20 protein-coding genes are annotated in these 23,920 nt (G+C 64.9%); 16 read left to right on the forward strand and 4 right to left on the reverse strand.

Annotation, left to right across the window (positions count from 1 at the left end):
• Position 1: 1 nt before the first annotated feature.
• On the reverse strand, positions 2–1,537 hold the full coding sequence (locus ABNU97_RS06855; RefSeq protein WP_348766008.1) for a right-handed parallel beta-helix repeat-containing protein: 1,536 nt from the start codon (positions 1,535–1,537) through the stop codon (positions 2–4).
• A gap of 130 nt (positions 1,538–1,667) precedes the next feature.
• Here ABNU97_RS06855 and ABNU97_RS06860 point away from each other — a divergent pair, with 130 nt between their 5' ends.
• The 3 genes from ABNU97_RS06860 to ABNU97_RS06870 all read left to right on the forward strand — a co-directional run bounded on the left by ABNU97_RS06860 (position 1,668) and on the right by ABNU97_RS06870 (position 3,932).
• The gene (locus tag ABNU97_RS06860; RefSeq protein ID WP_348766009.1) at positions 1,668–2,108 is read left to right on the forward strand and encodes a DUF3465 domain-containing protein; all 441 of its coding nucleotides are present in this window, start codon (positions 1,668–1,670) and stop codon (positions 2,106–2,108) included.
• 66 nt (positions 2,109–2,174) lie between these two features.
• Entirely contained in the window at positions 2,175–3,053 is an 879-nt protein-coding gene (locus ABNU97_RS06865) for an alpha/beta hydrolase (protein ID WP_348766010.1), read from the forward strand.
• A gap of 111 nt (positions 3,054–3,164) precedes the next feature.
• A complete protein-coding gene (locus tag ABNU97_RS06870; RefSeq protein ID WP_348766011.1) occupies positions 3,165–3,932 on the forward strand; it encodes an SHOCT domain-containing protein in 768 nt (255 codons plus the stop codon).
• 18 nt (positions 3,933–3,950) lie between these two features.
• On the opposite strand, the gene ABNU97_RS06875 is transcribed toward ABNU97_RS06870, so the two are convergent.
• Positions 3,951–4,607 (reverse strand): hypothetical protein, encoded by a 657-nt coding sequence (locus tag ABNU97_RS06875; protein ID WP_348766012.1) that lies wholly within the window; start codon positions 4,605–4,607, stop codon positions 3,951–3,953.
• A 104-nt stretch (positions 4,608–4,711) separates the two neighbouring features.
• Between ABNU97_RS06875 and ABNU97_RS06880 the strand changes: the two genes are divergently transcribed.
• The 5 genes from ABNU97_RS06880 (at position 4,712) to ABNU97_RS06900 (ending at position 13,180) form a co-directional block, all read left to right on the forward strand.
• The gene (locus tag ABNU97_RS06880) at positions 4,712–5,602 is read left to right on the forward strand and encodes a 2-dehydropantoate 2-reductase (RefSeq protein ID WP_348766013.1); all 891 of its coding nucleotides are present in this window, start codon (positions 4,712–4,714) and stop codon (positions 5,600–5,602) included.
• Between the two features lie 55 nt (positions 5,603–5,657).
• Entirely contained in the window at positions 5,658–7,205 is a 1,548-nt protein-coding gene (locus tag ABNU97_RS06885; protein WP_348766014.1) for a GGDEF domain-containing protein, read from the forward strand.
• A 613-nt stretch (positions 7,206–7,818) separates the two neighbouring features.
• Positions 7,819–9,627, forward strand: a complete 1,809-nt coding sequence (locus ABNU97_RS06890) for a methyl-accepting chemotaxis protein (protein WP_348766015.1) — start codon at positions 7,819–7,821, stop codon at positions 9,625–9,627.
• Positions 9,628–9,747: 120 nt separating this feature from the next.
• Complete coding sequence (locus ABNU97_RS06895) at positions 9,748–10,644, forward strand: EamA family transporter (protein WP_348766016.1); 897 nt, start codon at positions 9,748–9,750, stop codon at positions 10,642–10,644.
• A 244-nt stretch (positions 10,645–10,888) separates the two neighbouring features.
• The gene (locus ABNU97_RS06900; protein WP_348766017.1) at positions 10,889–13,180 is read left to right on the forward strand and encodes a hypothetical protein; all 2,292 of its coding nucleotides are present in this window, start codon (positions 10,889–10,891) and stop codon (positions 13,178–13,180) included.
• A gap of 30 nt (positions 13,181–13,210) precedes the next feature.
• Here the strand turns inward: ABNU97_RS06900 and ABNU97_RS06905 are convergent, their stop codons facing one another.
• Positions 13,211–15,241 carry a hypothetical protein gene (locus ABNU97_RS06905; RefSeq protein ID WP_348766018.1) on the reverse strand — a complete coding sequence of 677 codons (2,031 nt, stop codon included), beginning with the start codon at positions 15,239–15,241 and terminating at the stop codon, positions 13,211–13,213.
• A gap of 182 nt (positions 15,242–15,423) precedes the next feature.
• Here ABNU97_RS06905 and ABNU97_RS06910 point away from each other — a divergent pair, with 182 nt between their 5' ends.
• The 8 genes from ABNU97_RS06910 to ABNU97_RS06945 all read left to right on the forward strand — a co-directional run bounded on the left by ABNU97_RS06910 (position 15,424) and on the right by ABNU97_RS06945 (position 23,207).
• Positions 15,424–16,107 carry a VWA domain-containing protein gene (locus tag ABNU97_RS06910; RefSeq protein ID WP_348766019.1) on the forward strand — a complete coding sequence of 228 codons (684 nt, stop codon included), beginning with the start codon at positions 15,424–15,426 and terminating at the stop codon, positions 16,105–16,107.
• An 11-nt stretch (positions 16,108–16,118) separates the two neighbouring features.
• Positions 16,119–16,865: a PP2C family serine/threonine-protein phosphatase gene (locus ABNU97_RS06915; protein ID WP_348766020.1), complete on the forward strand. Its 747-nt coding sequence runs from the start codon at positions 16,119–16,121 to the stop codon at positions 16,863–16,865.
• Positions 16,866–16,982: 117 nt separating this feature from the next.
• The gene (locus ABNU97_RS06920) at positions 16,983–17,903 is read left to right on the forward strand and encodes a MoxR family ATPase (RefSeq protein ID WP_348766026.1); all 921 of its coding nucleotides are present in this window, start codon (positions 16,983–16,985) and stop codon (positions 17,901–17,903) included.
• A 2-nt stretch (positions 17,904–17,905) separates the two neighbouring features.
• A complete protein-coding gene (locus ABNU97_RS06925; RefSeq protein WP_348766021.1) occupies positions 17,906–19,387 on the forward strand; it encodes a VWA domain-containing protein in 1,482 nt (493 codons plus the stop codon).
• Between the two features lie 96 nt (positions 19,388–19,483).
• Complete coding sequence (locus ABNU97_RS06930) at positions 19,484–20,560, forward strand: GGDEF domain-containing protein (RefSeq protein WP_348766022.1); 1,077 nt, start codon at positions 19,484–19,486, stop codon at positions 20,558–20,560.
• A 201-nt stretch (positions 20,561–20,761) separates the two neighbouring features.
• A complete protein-coding gene (locus ABNU97_RS06935; RefSeq protein WP_348766027.1) occupies positions 20,762–22,150 on the forward strand; it encodes an MATE family efflux transporter in 1,389 nt (462 codons plus the stop codon).
• A 31-nt stretch (positions 22,151–22,181) separates the two neighbouring features.
• On the forward strand, positions 22,182–22,397 hold the full coding sequence (locus ABNU97_RS06940) for a TIGR02450 family Trp-rich protein (RefSeq protein ID WP_348766023.1): 216 nt from the start codon (positions 22,182–22,184) through the stop codon (positions 22,395–22,397).
• Positions 22,398–22,487: 90 nt separating this feature from the next.
• A complete protein-coding gene (locus ABNU97_RS06945; protein ID WP_348766024.1) occupies positions 22,488–23,207 on the forward strand; it encodes an alpha/beta fold hydrolase in 720 nt (239 codons plus the stop codon).
• Positions 23,208–23,244: 37 nt separating this feature from the next.
• Here ABNU97_RS06945 and ABNU97_RS06950 read toward each other — a convergent pair whose 3' ends face one another.
• Complete coding sequence (locus ABNU97_RS06950; protein WP_348766025.1) at positions 23,245–23,700, reverse strand: hypothetical protein; 456 nt, start codon at positions 23,698–23,700, stop codon at positions 23,245–23,247.
• Positions 23,701–23,920 lie beyond the last annotated feature (220 nt).

Consider the following 23,920-nt stretch of genomic DNA (forward strand, 5'->3'; position numbering starts at 1 on the left):
TTCAATAATATTCGTAGGCGCCGAAATCCGACGTGCCGGCAGCGGCGGCCGCATAGCCCGTATCGCGCAAAGCACCTTCGCCGTGCCCTCGTGGAACGACGCGCGGGCCGGTCTGCTGGCGACGAGCGAAATCCGGGACAAAGCGCGCGGACACCTTGCGCGGATGCCCGAACAGGGATGATCCATCGTTACCCGATACACGGGCATACCCGCTCATGTCGTCGTAGTGCTTGCCGCGCCATTGCCATTGGCCGGCGTAGCGCCCTGCTTCCGTATAGAACAGGTTCCGGTCGCTGGTCAGCGGCCGCTCGGTGGACTCGACGTAGTAGTTGATGAACACCGCCTGCGCGTTCGCGTAGACGATGTTGTTTTCGAATACATTGTCACGGGCGTTGTACTGAATCACGACTTCGCCGCCCCAGCTCATGGCGGTATCGTTCTTGTAGAACGTGTTGTGCACGATGCGGCAGTCCACGGTGCCACCCACGTCCGGCGCATAGCCGCCAATCGACAGGCCGACCCGGTGGTTGTTGTAGATGAGATTGTTGCGCACCAGCACGTTGCGGGTGGCCTTACCGGCGTGTTCGCTGGCCAGCTCGATGCCCATATCGCTGGCGAAAACGCGGTTGCGCTCGATCACGATGTTGTAGCCGCCGTCGACATAGATGCCGCCCGCCGCCATCTCGCCGTCCGGATAGGCACTGTTGGCGGCAGAGGTGATGTTGTAGACGATGTTGTCGGCAATCACGCCGTTGCGGGCGATATCCACCGCCGGATCGCGCGCCATGCCTTCGTGGCCGATCACGTCGATGCCGATGTTGTTGTTGTCGTGTACCGAGTTGCCGACGATCTCGAAGTCGGTCACGTTGCCGTTGATCGACATCGACTCGCTGCAGCCGGTTTTCAGGTGTGACACTTCGTTGCCCGCGATACGGATATCGCGCAGCGGCGCATCCGAGCGGCGACCATAAACGGCGATGCCCAGGGCGTTGCCGTCGCAGCCGGCCTTGCGGGTTTCGATGTTGCTGATGTGGTTGTCGATCAGCTCGATATTCTCGCCCGCACCGGTAACGAATATGCCCATTGGCACCGATTCGTCGTCGGAGTGGAAGTTGGTGAGATGCAGGCCCTGGATACGCACGTGGCTGCGGTCGGCAATGGTCACCAGCCCCTGTTCGCCGTGGTTGACATACAGGCCCGTACCGTCGATGACCGCCGTTTCGAACGGATAGTTGCGCAGCGTGATCATGCCGTGGCCGCGCGAGCCGGAATGCGGCATGTGAACCGCTTCGTTGTAGCGGCCTTCGCGCAGATAAACGGTATCGCCGGGGTTGGCATGACGCAGGGCAAAGCCAATGCTGCGCCAGGGCGAGTGCCGGCCGCCGGGCCCGCTGTTGTTGCCGTCGGGCGCAACATAATATTCCGCCGCATGGCTGGCCGCGGTGATGCACAGGCACAGCATGCCGGCTGCGATTGCCTTCAACGTCAGACGCATCAGGCCGGATACCGTGAAGTTGTCGATGAATAGGCGCTGCATGGCATAGGTATCAGATGGTGACGGAAAACGACTTGCCGCATCATCCGAATGCCGGATTCCAAGGCGTCGTCGCTTTTCCTATCGACCGGTTTGCGCCACGCTTTACTCATAGGACAAAACCCGAAGCGATATGAGGCGCCTGCTCCTGCCGATTGCTATCGTCCTCGTGATGCTCGTTGGCGGCGAACGCCTGCTCGACACGGGCGCGCCCGGCAAGGCGTACGAAAATGCACCCAGGGCAGCAGATGCCATTGCCCGTGCCTATCGCGACCGGGCGCACGACGTGGCCGTCTCGGGCACAGGCGAAGTCCAGGCCGTGCTCGCCGACGATACCCGTGGCAGCCGGCACCAGCGTTTCATTCTGCGTCTGGCTAGTGGTCAGACAATACTGATCGCGCACAACATCGATATCGCACCGCGTTTGCCGCGCCTGGCAACCGGCGAGCGCGTGCGCTTCAAGGGTGTTTATGAATTCAACGCCAAGGGCGGCGTGGTGCACTGGACCCATCACGACCCACAGGCCCGGCACGCCGGCGGCTGGCTCGAGTACCAGGGCAGGCGCTACGAGTAAGCGATTGCAGCAGCCCAACCCGCTTCGCGTAAGCTCGCGGGCAAAACATTACAACGAGGAGACAGAATGGCTGCCACAGAGAATCGGATGATCGAAACCGATCGAGGGCGTTTCAACGTGCGTTTCGCAGGCGCCGCAACCGGCCCTGTGATCGTCATGGTGCACGGCTGGCCGGAAAGCAGCTATTGCTGGCAGGGCGTGGCCGAACACCTGCCCGACCACTATCGCCTGATCATGCCGGACCTGCGCGGCCTGGGTGATTCCGAGCGCACGCTCGATAACGCCGCCTATACCAAGCAGGCGCTGGCCGCCGACATGCTCGGCCTGCTCGACAGCCTGGGCGTGGACAGCTTCAACCTCGTCGGCCACGACTGGGGCGGCGCGGTAGCCCAGGAAATGGCGCTGGCCGCGCCGGGCCGGGTCCGCCGTCTGGTGATCCTCAATATTCCCGTGATTACCAATACGCGCGGCAACGCCGCAGCCCAGGCCCAGCTGCGCAAGGCCGGCGGGCGCTCGTTCTGGTATCAGCTCTTCCAGGCCGAACCGAACCTGCCCGAGGCAATGATTCCGGGCAACGAAAAAGCCTGGCTGGGCCACTTCCTCAAGACCTGGTCCCGCGAAGCCTTCCCCGAAGACGCGTTCGAGGAATACGTACGCTGCTATGCCATCGCGCATACTCCGGCGACGGGGGCAGCCTACTATCGCTGCTACAAGCCCGATATGGCGCGCTGGGCCGAGATCGCGGGCAGGCGCTTCGCCATGCCGGGGCTTTATATCTATGGTCAGCACGACCCGGTGATCATCGAACCCTATACCCGCCATCTCGACGATGTGTTCGACGATATTCGACTGGAGAAGCTCGATGCAGCGCATTTCGTCCAGGAGGAGCGCCCGCGCGAGGTCGCCGCGCTGATTGCCGAATTCGTGGATCGCCAAGACGAGTAACCGCCTCACGCCCGGGCGATTTCTGCGTCTTTCAGGCTACGCGCTGCTACGGATAGGCGCCCTGTCCGGCCCGACATAGACTCGAACTCCAACCGGTCGGAGTGATAGGTCATGGCGAGCACAACCTCTACGCGTGAAACGCGGATCGAAGATCTGGCAGAGCGCTACGGCTTCAGCGCCGAGGCAGCGCACGTCCTGAACGTGGCCGTGGCCCAGGGGCACGGCAATATGGCCAGCTTCAATCACCCCGAACTCGGAGGGGCCGGCCAATGGATGCGCGGCGGCCTGCTGATGATCGAGGACAGCTTCAACCACGAACTCAAGGGGCGGCTGGACGCGCTCTGTCATGCCCTGGGCGAACGCGTGGAAGCGCCGCTGCCGTTCGCACAGGCCAGCCAGCATCAATCGACAGGCGCGGACGCCGGGCCGATGATCGCCCATACCATGGCATCGAACAGCGGGGCGTGGTGGCCCGACTCGCTGGGCCAGCCCGATGCCACGGGCCAGCAAAACGATTTGTGCTATGCCTATTTCGCGGGCCCGCAACGGCTGGCAATACGCATCGGCGACCGCATGAATATTCATGACACCGGCGATCACCGTATTACCGGCGTATCCCAGCAGCAGGGCAACAGCCTGTTGAACCTGTGCTTTACCAGCCAGCATGGGCCGATCGCGCTGGCCAGCCTGCCGGTCGTCGAACGTTATCCGGCCAAGCAAGCCGATCGCGTGCCCGAGCCGTCACGGGCTGCCTCTGCCCACGCAGACAGCGCCGGCATCTTCGATGCCATCGAGCGGCTGGGCGATCTCAAGTCCAAGGGACTGCTCAGCGAAGATGAATTCGCTGCCAAGAAACAGGAGCTCCTGGCGCGTTTGTAGAACGCCGGCGGCCGTGTCCTAGCGCGGGCCGGCCGCCTCGCGAACGGCGTCGAAATCGTTGGCCAGCTGGACACGTACAAGCGCCGCGACCAGGCGCACGTAGTCGGACTGCGACACCTGCCGGGACAGCGTCTCGGCGTCGTCGCCGAGGCCGAGCTTGCCTGCCGCTTTCAAGGTGGCCTTGTCGGCAAACGGGTAGAACTCCGGCCAGGCCGCCTGTGCTTCGCGCAGGAATATCGCCGCACCGACCGGCCCGATGCCCTTGAATGCGGTGAGTTTCTTGATCGCCGTATCGGTATCGCCATCGGCCGCGGTACGCAAGCGACGCAGATCGCCGTCGTATTCCGAGCGCAGCGTGTCGTTGAAGTCCGCGAGCTGGGTCGCGGTCTTCTCGTCGACGCGCGCATAGCCGGCGCCGTTCAGCACCTCGACGCGCTGCGACCAGCTGCTGGCGGCGAGCTTGTCCGGCGTGGTCCAGCCGGCATCGGCCATTGCACGCGCGCCGCGCATGGCGATATCTGCCTGCACCGGCGCGCTGGTCAGCATGGCCAGACACAACAGACGAAACAACGGCGACGGCGTATTGCGCTCGATATCGATACCCAGCTCGGCGGCGAAGGTCTGCCCGTGCCGATCAAGCAGGGCCGATACGATAGGGGAGCCGGTTTCGCTCATGACAGTCTCGCCGGGTATGCAAACAAGGTCCCGCATTGTCGCAAACCCGGCCTTGCTTTCTGCGGCGCCATAATGGACGTCTTCAGTCTGTCGAGGACCCGGCCATGTCCAGCCCCGCCGCCCCGCACTGGTTTCTTGCCGGCGCGGGCCACATCGGCACGCTTGCCGCCCACTATCTGCAACGCGCCGGCCACCGCGTAAGCGTCTTGCGTACGAGCGCCCGCGCGCCCATCGAAGCGACCCTGCATTTTCACGGCGATGGGCAGCGCCGGCACATCACGCTGGACGTGCACACGCCGGCCACGCTGGCGGCACCGATCGAACACCTGATCGTGGCCTGCAAGACACCGTATACGGCCAATGCGCTGGCCGGCTGCCCGCTCGCCGACGATGCCACTGTGCTCCGACTGCAGAACGGCATGGGCAGCCTGGACGGGCTGCTGGCACCGACCACGCGCCTGATCGAGACGGTCACCACGAACGCGGTGACGGGCACGCCGACCGTGCATGAGGTGGTGGCCGAAAATCACAGCTGGATGGGCGACGGCGGGCGACCGCCAGCCTGGTTCGAGGCAGTAGCGAACGCCTGGCCGGGTCTGCTGTGGGCCGACGATATCCGCAGCGCACAGTGGCGCAAGCTGGTGGCCAACGCTGCCATCAATCCGCTGAGCGCGCTTTACGACGTGCCAAACGGCGCTCTGGTCGACCGGGCCGACCTGCGTGCTTGTATGCAGCGCGTGGTCGCCGAGGCCGATATGCTCTTGAGCGCACTCGACGCCGACTGGCCGGGCGATTCGCTTGCCGCGGTCGAAGACGTCGCTCGGGCCACCGCGGCCAATACATCGTCGATGCGGGCTGACCTGCAGCGCGGCGCGGTGACCGAAATCGATGCAATCAATGGCTGGCTGGTGGCCAAGGGCGCACGCCTGGGCATGGAAATGCCGGTCAACACCGCCCTGGTCGAACGGATCCGTAGAGCGCGGCACCACGAGTAAAGTTTCCCGCCGGCCCGGCCGATAGCGCGTACCCCGGGGGAGAGTTTGAACGCCTATGGACATCACGATCGAAAACCAGCTGCGGCTGTGTCCCACGCTGCCGACCATTTCAAGCGTGGCGCTGCGCATCATCAAGGTTGGCCGCAATCCGGATATCGATCTCGCGGAAGTGGCCAACCTGCTATCCAACGATCCGGCGCTTGCCACCAAGACGCTGCGCATGGCGAATTCGCCGCTGTACATGCGCGGCCGCCAGGCCCGCAATCTGCACCAGGCAGTCACCGTGCTCGGGCTCAACGCCACGGTAAGCGTGGCACTGAGCTTTTCGTTGAGCACCTCCCTGCGCAACACGAAGACCGCCGGTATCGATCTCGACCGCTACTGGCGGCGGGCACTGCTGTCGGCGTTGGCTGCACGCCTGCTCGGCGAATATCAGAAAATCTACGCGCCGGAAGAACTCTTTCTCGCCGGCTTGCTGCAGGATCTGGGCATGCTCGCGCTCGATGCGGCCATGCCCGAAACCTATGGTCAGCTCAAGCATATCGTGCACAACCACGACACCCTGCCCGCCTACGAGCGCGAGCTTGTGGGTACAGACCACTGCGACGCCGGCGCCTGGCTGATGGAGGAGTGGGGGCTGCCGGACTATCTGCCCCTGGCCACCCGCGCCAGCGACGATCTTTCCCGGGTGGACATACCCGAAGACCTGGAAACCTTTGTCGGCTGCGTGGCGGTATCCGGACGCATTGCCGAAATCTATCTGGCCGAAGACACCCAGGCCGCGACCGCTGCTGCCGTGCGCAGCGCGCGATCCTGTCTGAACATGAATCCCGACCAGCTCAGCGAAGTGCTCAGCCGCATGGCCGATGCCCTGCCGGACGTCGAAACGCTGTTCGACCTGACCGTTCTGTCGCCGCCCCAGGCACTGGGCCTGACCGACCAGGCCCGCGAACTGTTGGCCACGCGCAATCTTCAGTTGTTGCGCTCGGCCACCGAAGTGCAGGACCGCGAGCAGGCCTTCCGTCAGCAAGCCGACCGCCTGGACTATATCTCGCGCCAGGATGCCCTCACCGGCATCTTCAACCGGCGTCATTTCGACGAGGCGTTCGGCAGTCACTTCGCCCGTGCCAAGACCGAAAACTATCCGCTGAGCCTGGCCTATCTCGATCTCGACCATTTCAAGGCGGTCAACGACCGCCATGGCCACCCGGTGGGCGACCGGATTCTGGCCGCGATCGCCAAGAGCATTCAGAAGCAGCTGCGCGAAAACGATCTGTTCGCCCGCTATGGCGGCGAAGAGTTCGTACTCCTGTTGCCCGGCATGGATCAGCCCGGCGCGAAGAAGATCCTGGTGCGCCTGTGCGACGGTATCGCCGAACTGGCGCACCCGCTGGATAACGGCGAATCTCTGACCGTGACGCTCTCGGCCGGGATTGCGACTTTTCCCGGCGACGGCATCCATTCATCACGACAGCTGATGCAAGCCGCCGACGAGGCGCTCTACGCCGCCAAGCAGCGCGGCCGCAATCGCGTGGTACTGGCCGATGCCACGACCCGCAAGAGCAGCGATAACAACGATCACAGCGGCGGACGGCCTGCCTAGTCGATATCGTACCGCGCCGGCATGACGTACAGCGCATGCCGGCGTCTGCGCCTTCGACACACGACGGCCGCTGCGCGTAAACCGTGTACCGCGTCGGGCGAATGGCTCGACGTGGTCGATCTCAGGCATGCCACATAGCAATCGCTCTCTGGCGCGCGCATAAGGCCCGTGCCAGGCCGGCGCCACCCTTTCCGCATCGTGGCGCAATCACGGTCGCTCGCGCGGCAGCGACCGCCCATGTCCGATCCAGGCTCTGCACCGGCAGCCATTGATCCGACAACAGCTTTCGCGATGCGAGCTATCCGCGTGATGTTCGCACCCCCTGCACGAGCCCGGCACGCGCGGTGCAGCGGCTTCGCAGAATGCGAGTCGATCGATGAGCAGACTGCAATCCCGGTCGCTATTCGTTTTTTAGTTTGCAAAAACCCCCAGCGGCGAATCAAACCATATGTTTTTCAAATAATTACAATCTCGAAACTTCATAGGTCTTTCGCAAAGCGCAAATCGCTGGCCTTGCGCAGGCTAAAGAACTGCAAAATGCCAGCCGTATTACCCCTTCATGCAGTGCATTCGGTACGCCCTGCACCTATAGAAACAATTGGAAGGGGACTTTATGCGCCAGAACGTGCCGGTGACGTCGAACGAATACACAATCGGCGAGCAGGAATACCTGATCTCGCAGACCGACCTCGATAGCCATATCGTATTTGCCAACCCTGCCTTCATCGAAGCCAGCGGCTTCACCTGGAACGAACTGGTGGGCGAGCCGCACAACCTTATTCGCCACCCCGACATGCCGCCGGGCGCGTTTGCGAATTTCTGGGACACTATCCGGGCCGGCAAGACCTGGACGGGTATCGTCAAGAATCGACGCAAGAACGGCGACTATTACTGGGTACACGCGACGGTGATGCCCATCATCCAGCAGGGGCGCGCCGTCGGCTACGCCTCGGTACGGCGCGGCGCGACCGAGGCAGAAAAACACCAGGCCGAACGCGTCTACACACGGATGCGCAACAACCAGAAACCCCGTGCCCATCTCGTCAACGGCGTCATTCACGAACATTCGCTCAAGGCGCGCCTTTCGCGCCTGCGTAACGTGTCGTTCGGTGCACGGCTCGGCCTGATGACGCTGGTAAGTCTGGCCGGCATCATCGCCATGGGCGTGCTGTCCTCGCAGGAGCTGCACATGATGCATGCCCTCGCCGTCCAGCTGGGTCAGGAAAGCGAAGCCGCGCTGACCGCTGCCGGCGCCGCCATACCGGAAAGCATCACGCGGCTGGAAGAAGATACCGCAGCGATGTTCGATCGCATGATGCTGACCATGACCTCGGTCGCGACGGTGTTCGGTGTCGTGCTGCTGGTGTGGGGCCTTCTGCTGGGCCGACGCATCATGAAGCCACTCAACGAAGCGCTCGCGCTCAGCCGCCAGATTGCGGCCGGCAACCTCACCGCCGAAATCGAGACCCGTCGCAACGATGAGGTCGGCCGCTTGATGGCCTCTCTCAACGTCATGCGCTGCAGCCTGATTCGGATCGTGCAGGACGTGAAGAACGGCATTGGTATCGTGGCCCCGGCCACGGCCGAAATCGCGGCCGGCAATTCGGATCTGTCCAACCGCACCGAAGAACAGGCCGCCGCGCTCGAACAGACTGCCAGCAGCATGGAAGAGATTACGGCCAACGTCAGTCAGAGTGCACAAAGCGCGCAGTCGGCCTCGGGCCTCGCACAGCAGGCTGCGGACACAGCCGAACGCGGCGGCCAGGAAATCGACAACGTCGTCGACACCATGACCCAGATTGCCGAATCCTCGACCCAGATCCACGGCATCGTGGGCATGATCGACGACATCGCCTTCCAGACCAACCTGCTGGCGCTCAACGCCGCGGTGGAAGCCGCACGCGCCGGCGAGCACGGCCGTGGTTTTGCCGTGGTCGCCGACGAGGTGCGCACGCTCTCCAGCCGTACCGCCAAGTCCGCACGCGAGATCAAGAGCCTGATCGAAGCCTCGAACACCCGCGTACAGACCGGCAGTACACAGGTCGAGCGTACCCGCGACACCATGCAGGGCATCGTCGATTCGATTCGCGAAGTCAGCACCATGATGCAGCAGGTGTCGTTGTCGGCCGAAGAACAGCGCACCGGCATCCAGGAGATCGGCGTCGCGATTTCGCGCATGGATCATATGACCCAGCAAAACGCTGCCCTCGTCGAGCAATCCGCGGCGTCGGCACAATCGGTGAGCAGCCAGGCGAGCGAGCTCGGGCGCAGCGTCGATATCTTCCGTATCGACCACAGCCCGATGGTCGCGCAACGCGCAGTTGAAACCCCGCCCGCCGCCACAGCCCGGCGACCCGCCGCGGCCGCCGAGCGCCGCCCACGCCACGCCGGCGCGCAGCCGAACGAGGCTGTGCTGGCGTAGGGCCTGTGCGCGCCATTCGCCCGCGGCGCGCTCGTCTGAGCGCGCCGTGGGCGGCCGGCTGAACTGACAACCGATACGTGGCGCGGCACACTGCGCCGCGCATTCCAGCACGGGTTGTCGATGTTACTCAGCCGTTCCTTTGCCCTGTCGCGTCTTTTGCCGCTCGGCCTGCTGCTGATCGCCATGGCCTGTATCCAGGGCGGCGCATCGCTGGCCACCGTTTTGTTTCCAGCCGTCGGGCCTGCCACCACAACATCGCTGCGACTGCTGATTGCGGCCGCCTTGCTATGGCTCGTGTTCCGGCCCTGGCGCTGGCGCGTGGCGCGCCGCGACTGGGGCAATCTGGCCACCTACGGCATCGCCCTGGGCACGATGAATTTCCTGCTTTATCAGGCCATCGACCATATCCCGCTCGGCATCGCGGTCGCCCTCGAGTTCACCGGCCCGCTCGGCGTCGCCCTCTGGTCGTCCAAAAGCCGGCTCGACCTGCTCTGGGTCGGCATCGCGATCGCAGGCCTTGCCGTTTTGCTAAGCCTGGATCACGACAGCGACGCCAGCACGATCGATCTTTACGGCGTGGCCTGTGCCCTGGGCGCAGGCGGCTGCTGGGCGGCCTATATTCTGTTCGGGCAGAAGGCCGGCGCCGTCAACGGCATACAGAGCGCGGTCTGGGGCATCACCATTGCCGCGATCGTGATCGCACCCATCGGGCTGGTGGATGTCGCCGTCGAAGCCATTGATTCGCAGCTTTTGCTGGTGGCACTCGGCGTGGCCATTCTGTCCACCGCGCTGCCCTACACCCTGGAGATGGTGGCCCTGCCCCGCCTGCCCACCCAGACATTCGGCACGCTGATGAGTCTGGAACCGGCCTTTGGCGCGCTATCCGGCCTGCTGTTTCTGGGCCAGGGACTCGCACTGCTGCAATGGCTGGCGATCGGCGCGATCATCATCGCATCGGTAGGCACCACCCTCGCCGCAGACGACCCCGATGCCGTAGAAGCGCCCTATCCGGACTGAGGTTCTGGCAGGCCCTTCTCCCCGCTTCAACCGGCGCATCGCGATTTCCATACACAGCAGGCGTGGTCGCACGCATTGCCCAAAATCCATTTGTGCTAAATAAACAAAGCCTTGCGCTCTGCGCACCGAACGCTATTCTTTGCCCGCCCGCAGCGTCCGGCCAAAGGCCGCTCTGCCCCCTGTTCGTTGTTTCATGCCGAGTACCTGGCGTATGCGTCGATTGAGTATTGGGATTGTTCTTGCCTTGTCGATCGGCATCCTGGCCGGCTGCACCTCGCAAACGCAGGTCTCGTTTGCGCCCGAGAAGGGCGATGCGCGCACGTACCGTCTTTTCTCGCGAGCCGAGTACCAGATGCGCGATGCCACCACGGACAAAGACTGGGTGTTGGAAAGCGAAGGACTCGTGCGTTATCGAGCCGGCGACGACGCCTCTGGCATGACGATCACACCGCTGAATCTTTGCGTCAGCGGGCAGCGAAGCGTGCGCAACTACTGCAGCTCCTGGAAAGGCGAACGCTCGCCTTGGCTGCGTGCGGTGCTTGCTGCGGGCTTCAAGGTGCCCGAAGACGCGCACGACCAGCGCTGGCCGCAAGCGCTCAAGCCCGACACCATGGCCGCGTTGCGCGATAGGGATGAAGATTTTGCCCGGCTGATGCGGCGTCAATTCGTGGCGCCGGCTGTGTTTTCGGGACTGGATGCCACGCCCGGCAACACGCAAACGCTGGATAGCATTGCCGGACTGCCGCCGGCCATACTCACGGTGATGGCGGTCACGCCGGATCGTGTCTTCGTATCGCTCGCGCCCTCGGTCGAGGGCGATCATCTGGCCGGGCACCTCGTGCTCGATCGCCACAGCGGCTGGATCGAGCGCATGGCCGCCGTCTACGAAAGCAGCGTGTCCATGGGTGGCCGACAAGAGCCGGTGCGCCAGCTCGTCACGCTGGTGCCGGCAGACTGGCATGCACAATCGCTGCGTCATCACTACGAAGCGCCGCGCTACGATTCGCGGTCGGAAGGCCAGGTTTACACCACGTTCAATACCAGCCCGACCACGGCCGTCGCCCTCGACGAGGACGACCCACACGCACCCGAGCCGCTGACCGAAGGCGAGGTTTTCCCAACCGCGGTTGGCGGTTTCAGGGCAGACACAGCCTGGGGTGTCGAGCTGGATTTCGACCATGCCCTGTGGGAAGACCAGCGCCCACGCTTCGGGCGCCTGGCATACCGTGACCTGACCCCGCTCGACGCCAATGATCGCGCCATCGATCTCGAGCTCGCCGGCGACTATACGAAAACGGCCCCCGATACGCTTACCGGCAACCTGCACACGAGCAATCGGCGCTTGCCGCTGGGTATCGAGCATGTCGCCGAACGTTTGGAGCGTATCGCGGCGATCAGCGCAAAGGCCGACTATTATCCGATCGACACCACCGACACGCTGACCCTGGACCTGCAAGCCGACGATAGCGACCCAAACCGCGTCGAGGGCGAAAGCGGCGTGACCGCGTCGCTCATCCCGCAAGGCGAGCACAATTACCTGCTGACACTTTCCGGACGTCGCGACTACCTCAGCGCGCTGATGCTCGAACGCGAACCCCCCATGTTTGCCGCCGAACGCAACAACGACCTATGGCCCGACTGGGTCCGGCCCGGCGAACGCGATCTGTTCGCCACGATCCTCGGCAACGGCAGCGCCCGTTTGCTGCCACTGCACATCGACCCCAAGGCTCGTGCCGTAACGGTCGCAGTCCGGGTGCTGGCAGAGCAGCCGGCCTTTAGCAAGGCGGTGCGATTCATTCCCTACAAGGCGCGCTACAACGCGCTGGATATCGGCCCGGGCGTGCATATCCCGCTGAATTTCGTGCCGTCGAGGCTTTTCAGCGAACTCCGCGGCGAGCAGCAAGTGCGTGCCATGGCCGATGACAAACTCAAGCCGCTTGCCATGGACAGCGGCGCGCCGATCTTCGCGCTCTCGCCCGAACAGAGCGCGCTGTGCACCCTCTCGGCCACGACGCCGAACGGCAAACCGGTGGCCGCACGCTGGCAGGTGATACGCCAGGAATACCCGACGTTCGGGGATGGCGCCGACCGCCAGATGCTGGACACCCTGCTCTGGCGGCTGATCGAGAAAGACGGCGGCCCGGCCACTACCGAGGGCGCGGTCGAACTGGGGCTGCGTTGCCGTGCCCGCCAGTGGCAGACCGCCAATTACGACCTGGGCGACCGACCCTGGCTGATCGACCTGGAACGCTTGACCGGCCAACAGCCGGATCCGACCATGCCGGTCGGCGTGCTGCTCGGCCGTTATCGTTTTCTGGACGCCAACGGCCAGGCCCTGAGTGTACTGCCGGCCCAATTCGACCACTTCTGGGATTACCAGCCGGCCAACGACCGGCTCGCGCCGTTTCTCGTCGACGGGCGCTATCTGCGAATCGCCGGGCAACCTGCCAGTGTCGAAGTCGTGAAACCCGGCGACATCACCGTCGACAAGCGCTGGACGCTACCGGCCGCCGAGCACGCCACGGACACCCGCTGATCGCACCGCCGCGCTTGCCCGCCGCGCCGTTCAGGGCTTGAACAGCGCGGCTTCCAGCTTCTCGACCAGCGCCCGCGCGCGCTCGTCCAGCGCGTCGATCGAGGGCGCATCGTCGGCGGTGTAGCGCATGCCCACCAGCCGATAGACCGCCGCGAGCATTCGCATCTGCAGGCCGTCGACTTCCTCGGCCGTGGCATAGGCCATGGTCATCAACGCCACTGTACGATCCGGGTCGTCGTTGATGCAGGTCACGCCCAGCCCGTACCAGGCGTCGGCAACCGTGGGATCGGCCCAGATCGCCTGCCGGTAGTAATGCTGTGCGGATTCACGCTCGCCCAGCAAAAGCAGCCATTTGCCCGCTTCCGCGGCGGCCATCGCGGCATAGGGGTCGTCGTCGACGATGGACTTCAAGCCCTCGATACGCGTTTTCAGCCGATCCATGGTTTCACCGGGTCGCCGATCCGCCTGCGGCAGGCGCGCCGCGCCGATCATCAAATCCCTGTATTCACGAACGCTGGATCGCCGTGGCCGTGGATGCTGCAAGGTACGTCGTGCCAGCGTTTCCAGGCGCGCTCGAAAACGCTCGGGGTCGTCGCTGTTCACGGCCGCGACGGTCGCGTCGATATCAGCTTCGAGCTCGCTTTCATCAGGCACCGAAGCACGCGCCTGGCGCAGCGTCGTGGGCGGCTCGCTCGGCGCCTCCTGCTGCACTGGCGCCGTCGCGTTCGCCTTGGTCCGCCGGCTGGACGGGTCGGAGGTGCTGCAGCCGCGTATCGATACCGCCCCCATGAGCACCAGCGTGACCACCACAACGCTCACCACGAACAGCCGGATGTTGTCGCCGGCAGCGGCCGCAGACGCTGCCTGGCCGCTCCGCGAAGCAGGCCTGGCGGGGCGACGCCGGCCGGTGGCCCGGGCCGTATTCCCTGCCACTCGCGCCTGTGCTGCCGTGCGTTGGCGTACCCGCTGTCGCACTTTCTGCTGCCGGCGTTCGCGTTTCTTGCGACGGGCACCGGCATGCCGACGTGAGGCGGCCAGCACCCGTTCGCGGGCACACTCGCCGCAGGGCTGGCCGGCAAAATGCTGGTGCCCATGATTCTTCGAACAGACCACAATCCGCCCCGAGTCGCGCCGGGCATAGACCGACAGCGCGTCCGCCCAGGCAGCCGCGCTCGGACGATCGGTCGATGCAAAGGCACGATCGAACAGATCACGCAGCTCGCGCGGCATCGCCTCGTGTGCGCTGACGGGGCTCGGCGCGAGTTGCGGATGCGGCTGGCGGCCATAGGCATAGAGCCACACACGAATACGCGCCGGGATATCGGTCGGCACACGATCGTCTGTCGGCTTGCCGGTAAACGGGTGAATACCGAAATTCAACAGCCGGAATACGATCACCGCCAGCGCGAACAGATCTTGTTCGCGACCCTTGCCCGGCTTGACGCCACGCCCCTGAAATTCCGGTGCGAGATAGTCGGGCGTGAATTGCTCGGCGGGAAAACGCCGGCTGCGCCCCTGTACGGAAAAGCCGTCGCAGTCGAGCAGGGCGATATACAGCGAGTCGCGATAGAAGCGCAGGTTGACCGGCTTGAGATCCACCAGATAATGCTTCTGGCGATGCAGTGAAGAAATCACGCTGGCCAGATTCGCGGCCAGCGTCATCTTCACGCCGAGGCTGGGATTCAAACCGGCGGCGCGCGCCTGGCGTGCCTGCAGCATGAGCTCCAGCTCTTCGGTCGAGCCCATGTCCAGCAACGGCATGGCAAAGCCGATGAAGCGACCGCCGCGATCGAATATCTTGTCCTGCGGCCAGGCGATCTGGGTGATCGTCTGGCCGCCGAATTCGCGCGCCGGCAGACGCGGCGCGAGCTCCAGCATGGCCTCGATCTTGTGGGCATAGTCCCCGCGCTCGATTTGCGGGTGATAGATCTTGGCCACCTGGTCGGGCGCATCCGGCAGGCGATAGATGGTGCCGGCGCCGCCGCTCTTGATTGCCCGGCCCAGCGCCATGGCGCGCTGACCCACGCGCACCCGCTGGCCAACGCGATCAGCGCGCGCCATCACTCTTGCCCTGTACGGCGGCTTGCCCTGCTGCCATGAAACGACCCTGCTGCCTGCTCGATTCGCCCACGCCTGGCGCGCCGACAAACGCGCGAGTATAGCGACACCCGTGGCCGCATGCGGCGCTGGGCATTGTCTGAAGATTGGCGCTAAACTTATGCCAAAACAACAGGAAGCATGCGATGAGCGATAACGCGATCCCGGACGTGGCCCTGATCGACAACACCGAACAACGCACCCCGCTGGTGCTGGTGCTGGATCGCTCCGGCAGCATGGGCGGCGCACCGATCGAACAGCTCAATGAAGGGCTGCAGCTGCTCGAACAGGAACTCAAGAACGATGTGATCGCCGCCAAGCGGGTACGTATTCTCATCGTCACCCTGGGCGACTACGACGAGGCCAGCATCGTCGGCGACTGGTGCGACGCCATGGATTTCAGCGCGCCCAGACTCGAAGCCAATGGCACAACGCCGACCGGCCAGGGCGTCGAAATCGCGCTGGCCGAAATCGAGGATGAGAAGGCCCGCTACAAGGAATCCGGCATCGCCTACACGCGCCCCTGGCTGTTCGTGATGAGCGACGGCCTGCCGACCGATGCCTGGGAACAGAGCGCGGCCGCCTGCTGCCAGGCCGAGACGGACCAGAAGGTCGCGGTGTTTCCGATCGCCGTGGGCAACGGCTCCAATACCGAAACGCTGGGCGCGTTTTCCAGCCGCGGCGTGGCCGGGGTCAAACAGCTGGCCGGCCTGCATTTTAAAGAGCTGTTCCTGTGGCTGAGCACCAGCCTGCAAACCGTATCCCAGTCCCAGGCCGGCGACCGGGTCCAGCTGCCGCCGACCGATAGCTGGTCGTCGGTTCAGGTCTAGGAAGTTTTGCGGTGAGCTGGCAGTTGTTCGGCGCTTCGGCGATCGGCGCATCGCATATCGCGGGCGATCTGCCCTGTCAGGATGCCCATGCCTATCGCCATACCGGCAACGGTTTCGTGGGTGTGGTCTGCGACGGCGCCGGTTCGGCGGCCTATAGCGATGCCGGCGCGCGCCTGGTGTGTACCCAGGTGGCCGACGCACTCGCCGATGCGACCACGCCGCCGGAAACACTCACTCTGGAGCTCGCCACCGATCGCGTCGCTTGGGCGTTGGCCGGTGCCCGCAACCGCCTCGCACGGCGCGCCGTGGCCGAGTCGCACGAACTCAAGGACTATGCCTGTACCGTGGTTGGCGCCTGGATGGGCGCCCAGGGCGGCTGGCTGTTTCATATCGGCGACGGGCTGGCTGTGGCCCGCCTCGCCGACGCAGACACGATATCCGCGCCCGAAAACGGCGAATACGCGAACGAAACCTTCTTTCTCACCGGCCACGACTGGAGCGCGCATCTACGTCTGACCCCGGTCGAAGAAGGCTGCCAGAGCGTGCTGCTGATGTCCGACGGCGCCATGGGCTTCGTCATGGACAAGGGCGCACACCAGGTCTATGCGCCCTTTTTCGAGCCGGTCGCCCGATTTCTGCGCAGCAGCGACGAGGCCCCCGGCAACGAAGCGCTGCAGGCCACGCTCGCCGACGAGCGCACGCACCACATCACCGGCGACGACAAGACCCTGCTCATCGCACTCGCCCCGCGCGCCTGAGCACCCCGGTCCGGCCACTACGCTGATCCTCGCGCGCCACATCGCTATGATGGCGCCCTGCCTGTGTTTTCCTCCGGAGCCGTCGTGGCCGACTCGCCCGCTTATTCGCCTGCCGACATCCTGACCGACGTCGATGCCGTCAGCGGCGCGCTCGCCGCACACGGCTATATCGGTTCGAGCCGCATCGCGACCGTGGTCTATCTGGCCGCGCATCTGCAAAAGCCGGTACTCGTGGAAGGCCCGCCCGGAGTGGGCAAGACCGAGCTGGCCAAGACCGTGGCCGCCATGCTCGAACTGCCGTTGATCCGCCTGCAGTGCTACGAAGGCCTGGACGAGGCCAAGGCGCTCTACGAATGGAAATACGGCAAGCAGCTGCTCTATATCCAGGTGCTCAAGGACAAGATCGACGATGCGCTGGGCGGTGCCCGCGGGCTGCGCGAATCGGTGGCGCAGCTGCATCGCTACGACGACATCTTCTTTTCCGAAGATTTTCTGGAAGCACGCCCGCTTCTGAAAGCGTTGCGCGAGCCGCACGGCAGCGTGCTGCTGCTCGACGAAATCGACAAATCCGACGAGGAATTCGAAGCCCTGCTGCTGGAAATGCTCTCGGACTATCAGGTCACCGTGCCCGAGATCGGCACCATCCGCGCTGCCGGCACGCCGCCGATCGTGTTTCTGACCTCCAACAACACCCGCGACGTATCCGACGCGCTCAAGCGCCGCTGCCTGCATCTGTATATCCCCTTCCCCGAGCCGGCGCTGGAACAACGGATCGTCGAAACCCGCGTGCCCGAGGTCACCGCCGCGCTGCGTCGCCAGCTGGTGGCCTTCGTCCAGAAACTGCGCACGCTGGAACTGCGCAAGACCCCGGCGATCAGCGAAACCATCGACTGGGCGAGAACCCTGTTGCTGCTCAACGCCGACACGCTCGATGAAGCCTGGGTCCGCGACACGCTCAACGTGCTGCTCAAGTTCGAAGACGACGTGGAGGCCGTCGAATCCCAGCTGCCCACGCTCATGCGCCACGTGGTCGACTAGCCGTGCAACGCACGCTCACCGATTTCGTGCGTGCACTGCGCGCGGCCGATGTGCGTGTCTCCACCGCGGAAACACTGGATGCGTTTCGTGCCGCCGAGATGATCGGCTGGCATGACCGCGGCCAGCTCAAGAACGCCCTGGCCGCGGTGCTGGCCAAGAGCCACGACGAAGCCGAGGCCTTCGATGCCTGCTTCGAGCAGTTCTTCCGCTTCGACGCCTTCGCCGACGCAGACGCGGCGCCCGATCGCGACCCGCCTTGCGAACCCCAGGCCCCAGCGAACGAGCAATCCGCCGCGCCTGGCGAGGGCCAGGGCGGTGGCGGCGGCAGCGGCGGCACGACGCCGGAGGATGCGACTGCTGGCAACGACGAAACCGACACCGGTTCTCAGGCCAGCGCGACCGGCACGTCTCTGGCCACCGCCCGTTCGCCACTCGGCCGTCAGCTCATGACCGACGCGCGCAATGCCCTGGCCATGGCGATGTCGCAGGCGGCCCGCGCGCACGGTCTTGAAGACATCAAGGTGTTCACCCAGCAGGGGCTGTACACCCGACGCATTCTCGACAGCATGGGCCGCGGCCCGCTGCTGGACGAAATTCTGGCCGGCGAAGCCGCGGGTCACGCGAGCGAGCGAGCGCTCGCCGCCGAGCTGCGGCGGCGCTACGAACAACTGCGTGTTCGCGTACGCGATCATGTCGAGCACCAATTCCTGCTGCATGCCGATGCCCAGGGCGAGCGACTGCGCGAGCAGCTGCTCTATCGCGCCCGGTTGGCGGCGATCTCGCGGCGCGACGATGCGCTCATGCGCCGGGCGATCGAGCGCATGGCGCGTCAGCTCATCGCTGCGCATTCGCGCAAGAAGCGCGTCAAACGGCGGGGCACGCTCGATGTCGCCGGTACCGTGCGCCGCAATATGCGCCACGACGGCACGCTTATCGAACTGGCCTGGCGCTCGAAAAAAGTCGAGCGGCCGCAGGTGTTCGCGATCTGCGATGTGTCCGGCTCGGTCGCGCTGTACGCACGCTTCATGCTCATGTTTCTCTACAGCCTGGGCGACGTGCTGCCCAGGGTACGCGCGTTTGCCTTCTGTTCGGATTTGGCCGAGGTCACCGACCTGTTCAAGCAGCACGAGCTGGACGAGGCCATGCAACGCACCCTGGCGGCACACGGCCAGGGCAGCACCGACTATGGCCATGCCCTGGCCGACTTCGAGCGCGTCGCCCTCGCCGACGTGGATCGACGCGCGACGGTGCTTATTCTGGGCGATGCACGCAACAACGAAGGTGAGGCCCGTACCGACCTGCTGCACAAGATCTACGCGCGGGCGCGGCGCGTGATCTGGCTCAACCCGGAGCCGCGGGTGGCCTGGGATACCGGCGATTCGGTCATGGGCCGCTATCGCGCGCATTGCCACCAGGTCAACGAATGCGGCTCGCTGGCCCAGCTCGAACGCGTGGTATCGGATCTTTTGCGCCACGTTCGCTGACTGCCGCCCCGCCGCTGTCGTGCCTGCGCCCGGCTCGCCCGGCATGGCCGTTTGCGCTATAACTCGACCGGGGGATACAGGAACGGGAACGCACGGGTGATACCGAAACAGACAGCAGCTGGCCAGGGCTGGCAGTCGGCACAGGGTGCGGACGTCGAGCTGGCCCTGCCCGCCACGAATGCGCCGCATCGCAGGGCCGTACTGCGCGCCTTGCTGTGGCTCACGATTGGCTGCGGCGTCTTTTTTGCGAGCGTGAACATCACGGTCGGCAACCATCCGGTGGCCGTGGCCGAATTGACGATGGCCGCCTATGCCGCCCTGCTGCTGTGGGTTATCCGCCGGCCCGAAATCCACCTGGACCGCTGGATACTCGCCTACCTGATTCCTTTCTGCACCACCATGATGTTCGCCTGCTGGTATCGACGCGCAGAGCCGACGGTCTTTGTCTGGCCGATCCTCATCCCGGTGATTTCCTATCTGTTGCTCGGTCGGCGTGCCGGGTTCTGGTTCACCCTGGTGTTCCTGTGTATCTCGCTGGCAATCTTTGCGGTCAAAATCGCGGAAACCGGCGATGTCTATGCGATAGCGGCGATCGCCAACGTCGTGCTCTGTGCGGCCTGCATCTTCGGGCTGTCCCATGCCTATGAGGTCACCCGTGAACAGGCCGAGGCCCGCCTGCGCGCGCTCGCACTGCGCGACCCGCTCACCGGGCTGTGCAATCGCGCCGGCCTGTCCGAAGCGTTTCAGCTGCAGCGTGCACAGGCCGATCGATACGGCACGCCCTTGTCGACGGTATTGCTCGACCTCGACCACTTCAAACGCATAAACGACGACTACGGCCACGAAACCGGGGACAAGGTCCTGGTCGCGTTTGCAGACTGCCTGAAGGACGCACTGCGCGAAAGCGATCTGGCCTGTCGCCTGGGCGGCGAGGAATTCGCGCTCTTGCTGCCGCGTACCGGGCTCGACGAGGCCACGCAGATCGCCGAACGTCTTCGCAACGCGATCGCCGCCGCACGCTGCGAGCACAACGGTCACGCGATATCGATTACCGCCACGCTGGGCGTTGCCGAACTCGACGCGTCCGATGATCTGCAGAGCCTGCTCGCCCGTGCCGATGAACGGCTGTATCGAGGCAAGAACGCCGGGCGCGATCGGGTGATGGCAGCCTGACCCGGCGGCCCCGGCCGATGCGCCGCCGTGGGCGCCCTATGTCAGCGCATACCCGGCGCGTGCGACGATCGTCGCAGCCCGTAGGCTAGAATCGCGGCCCCTGCGCTCGAACTGCGATCGAGATGCGGGTCACGATTCGCACCGCCGGGATGAGCTGTTTTGTTCACGATCCGCCACGCCAGACTGCGCCGTATCGAAAGCATGCGCCTGATTCGCCTGGCGCTGCCGATCGTCGGCGCCCAGCTGGCCCAGGTAGGCATGGGCACGGTCGATGTGGCGATGACCGGTCATGCCAGTGCCACCGATCTGGCCGCGGTATCGATCGGCTCCAGCCTGTGGCTACCCTTGGTGCTGTTCATGATCGGCACGCTCATGGGCCTGACGCCGATCGTGGCCCAGCACGTGGGCGCCCGCCGTTTCGGCGACATCCGCCCCGCCGTGCAGCAGGCGCTATGGGTAGCGGCCGTGCTCGGGCTGGCCTGTGCGCTGGGTATTCGCACGCTGGCCACGCCGCTGTTCACGCTCATGTCGGTGCCCGACGACGTCTTCGCACTGGCCATGCGCTATCTGACCGGGGTGGCCTACGGGCTGCCCGCCATCGCCCTGTACGAAACGCTGCGCTTCTATTCCGACGGCATGGGCCATACCCGTGCCTCGCTGCAGTTCGCGCTGTTCGGCCTGGGCGTGAACGTGATCGCCAACTATGTGCTGATCTTTGGCGGCGACGGGCTGGTCGCGCTGTTCGGCGCGTTCGTGCCCGACACGCTACAGGCGATCCCTGCGCGCGGCGCCGCCGGCTGCGGAATCGCGACCGCGATATCGATGTGGTCGATGTTTCTGGCCATGCTGCTCTATACCAAGCTGGCGCCGGCCTATACCCGTGCCCGCTTCGGCACGGCGTTCTCCTGGCCGGCGCTGTCGCCCATCGGCGAACTGCTGCGCGTCGGCCTGCCCGTGGGGGTGGCGATCTTTGCCGAGGTATCGCTGTTCACGCTGATCGCGCTGTTTCTGGCCGGCTACGGCGAAATCGTGATCTCGGCGCATACCGTGGCGCTGAACTTCAGCTCGGTACTGTTCATGCTGCCGCTGTCGCTGGGCATGGCCTTGACCGTGCGCGTGGGCCAGGCGCTCGGGCGCGGCAAGCTGCGCCATGCCCGCTTCGTGGCGTTCAACGGCGTGCTCTGCGCGCTGGCGGCGGCATTCGTGATCGACGTGATCCTGGTGGTTGCCGGGCCGTTCGCGGTCTCGCTGTACACGAGCAATCCGGCGGTCCAGCATCTGGCGATCCAGCTGCTGCTGATCGCCACGCTCTATCAGTTTTCCGATGCGCTTCAGGTGAGCATTGCCGGCGCGCTGCGCGGCTACAAGGACACCCGCATCATCATGGTGGTGACCCTGCTGTCGTACTGGGGCGTGGGCGTGGGGCTGGGCAACCTGCTCGGGCGTGGCATGAGCGGGGTATTCGAAGGTCTGGGCGTCTACGGCTACTGGATCGGCCTGATCGCCGGGCTGAGCGTGGCCGCGGCCCTGCTTGGCCGGCGTCTGCTGCGTACCTCACGGCTGAGTCGTTTTTCGGCCGCCGGCCCGTGAAGGCGTTGCGCCCAACATCTGGAGCCCGCACATGAACAGCATCAATCCGGACAAGCTACAACACAGCAAGTGGACCGCCGCCCGACCCGAAAACGGCGAAAAACACTTCCTCGTGGTCGATCTGCTGCGCGACGACAACGACAACGTCGTTCAGGTCGTGCTCGAGGCCGTGCTCACCCGGCGCCGAATCACCCAGGCCTGGCGCGTGCTCAAGGATGACCAAACCTGGCGCATCGGCTGGCAATAGCGGCGCGAAACGCATGTGAGCAACACACGGCGCGCGGCCTGCATGGTTACACTCGGCGTTCGAATTTCGTCACGCCTGTGCACCTCACCCATGGATACCGCCGAATTCCAGCGCCGCTACGGCCGCCGCATGGTTGCGCCGCCGCGGCGCCTGCTCGTGGGCGAGCTATTCACACCTGCACGGCTGGCCCTGGACCCGGCGACCTATCGGCGCCTGCCGCGCGATATCAACGGTGATAACCAGCCGGTCGTGCTATTGCCGGGCCTGTGGGCCGGCCCCGGCACCATGTGGCTGATCCGCCGCTATCTGCGCCGCTGCGGTTTTCGTACCTGGGACTGGGGCCAGGGCAAGAACCACGGCGATGTGGCCACGCTGGCGCCGCGCGTGGTCGAGCGCCTCGAGGCACTCGTCGAACGGCTCGGCGAACCGGTAGCGCTGGTGGGCTGGAGTCTGGGCGGCTATATCGCCCGCGAAATCACCCGCGAGCACCCACAACTCGTACGCCGCGTGGTGACCATCGGCAGCCCGGTTGTAGGCGGGCCGAAATACACCAGCGTGAACAGGCTCTATAAACGCCGTGGCCTGTCCGTAGACGCGCTGGAAGCGGCCTCGCTGGAGCGCTATGCCACGCCCATCGAACGTCCGGTGCGCGCGATTTACAGCGAAGCCGACGGCGTGGTGGCGTGGCAGGCCTGTATCGATCGCTTCAGCGACGATGTCCGCCATATCCGGGTCACCGGCCCCCATGTGGGCATGGGTTTTTCGAAACAGGTGCTCGCCCAACTGCCCGCGCTTTTGAAAGACGATTAGCGCCTCTGCATGCCGCGGCAATAACGCGCCGTTCGACTCAGACCTTCACGTCCACGCTGTGGCCGGCCAGCCCCCGCCCCGAATCCACCAGCACCTGGGAAAGCTGGGTCTTGGCCACCTGCAGCAACGCCTGGGTACCGGCAACCCGCGATCGAGCGGATTGCACATCGGAGCTGTCCGACGCCCTGCTGGCCGCCACATCGCTCGCCTCCCCGGCCTGAGCGGCGTTGCTGCTCTGGGTGGCGTGGGTCTGTGCGACCTCGAGCGCCTGCATCTGCCAGCGCAGCTGCTGTTCCAGGGCCTGAATCTGGGCTTGCAGACCGGCCACCCGCGACTTTTCTTCCACCTGTCTCGACTCGTCGGTGTCGGTCTTCGGCCGCAGCGGCGGCGCACTGGTCTGGCCGCCCTGTTCCGACTGCGGCCGGTTATTGGCCGCCTGGGCCGATGCGGCAGGTGGGGCGGCGTTGGCCGTACCGATCGCGAGCTCACTCATGTTTTGCGCCTGTCGGCACTGCGGGTCCACGGCGACCTATCGGCTGGCCTGCACGATAACTTTAGTGCGTCATCGGCTATTTTTGTACGGACGGCTTCACGGGTGCTTCGGCAAGGCAAGCTCTGCACAACCTCTCGCGGGTCGCGTTCGAGTCCTCACAGACGTTGCGGCAAGGCGTCCGAGCGCAGCGCCTGCCTCATTGGCAGGTCAAGCTCGGCAA

It is taken from the genome of uncultured Salinisphaera sp., from assembly GCF_964012375.1.
GTDB lineage: Bacteria > Pseudomonadota > Gammaproteobacteria > Nevskiales > Salinisphaeraceae > Salinisphaera.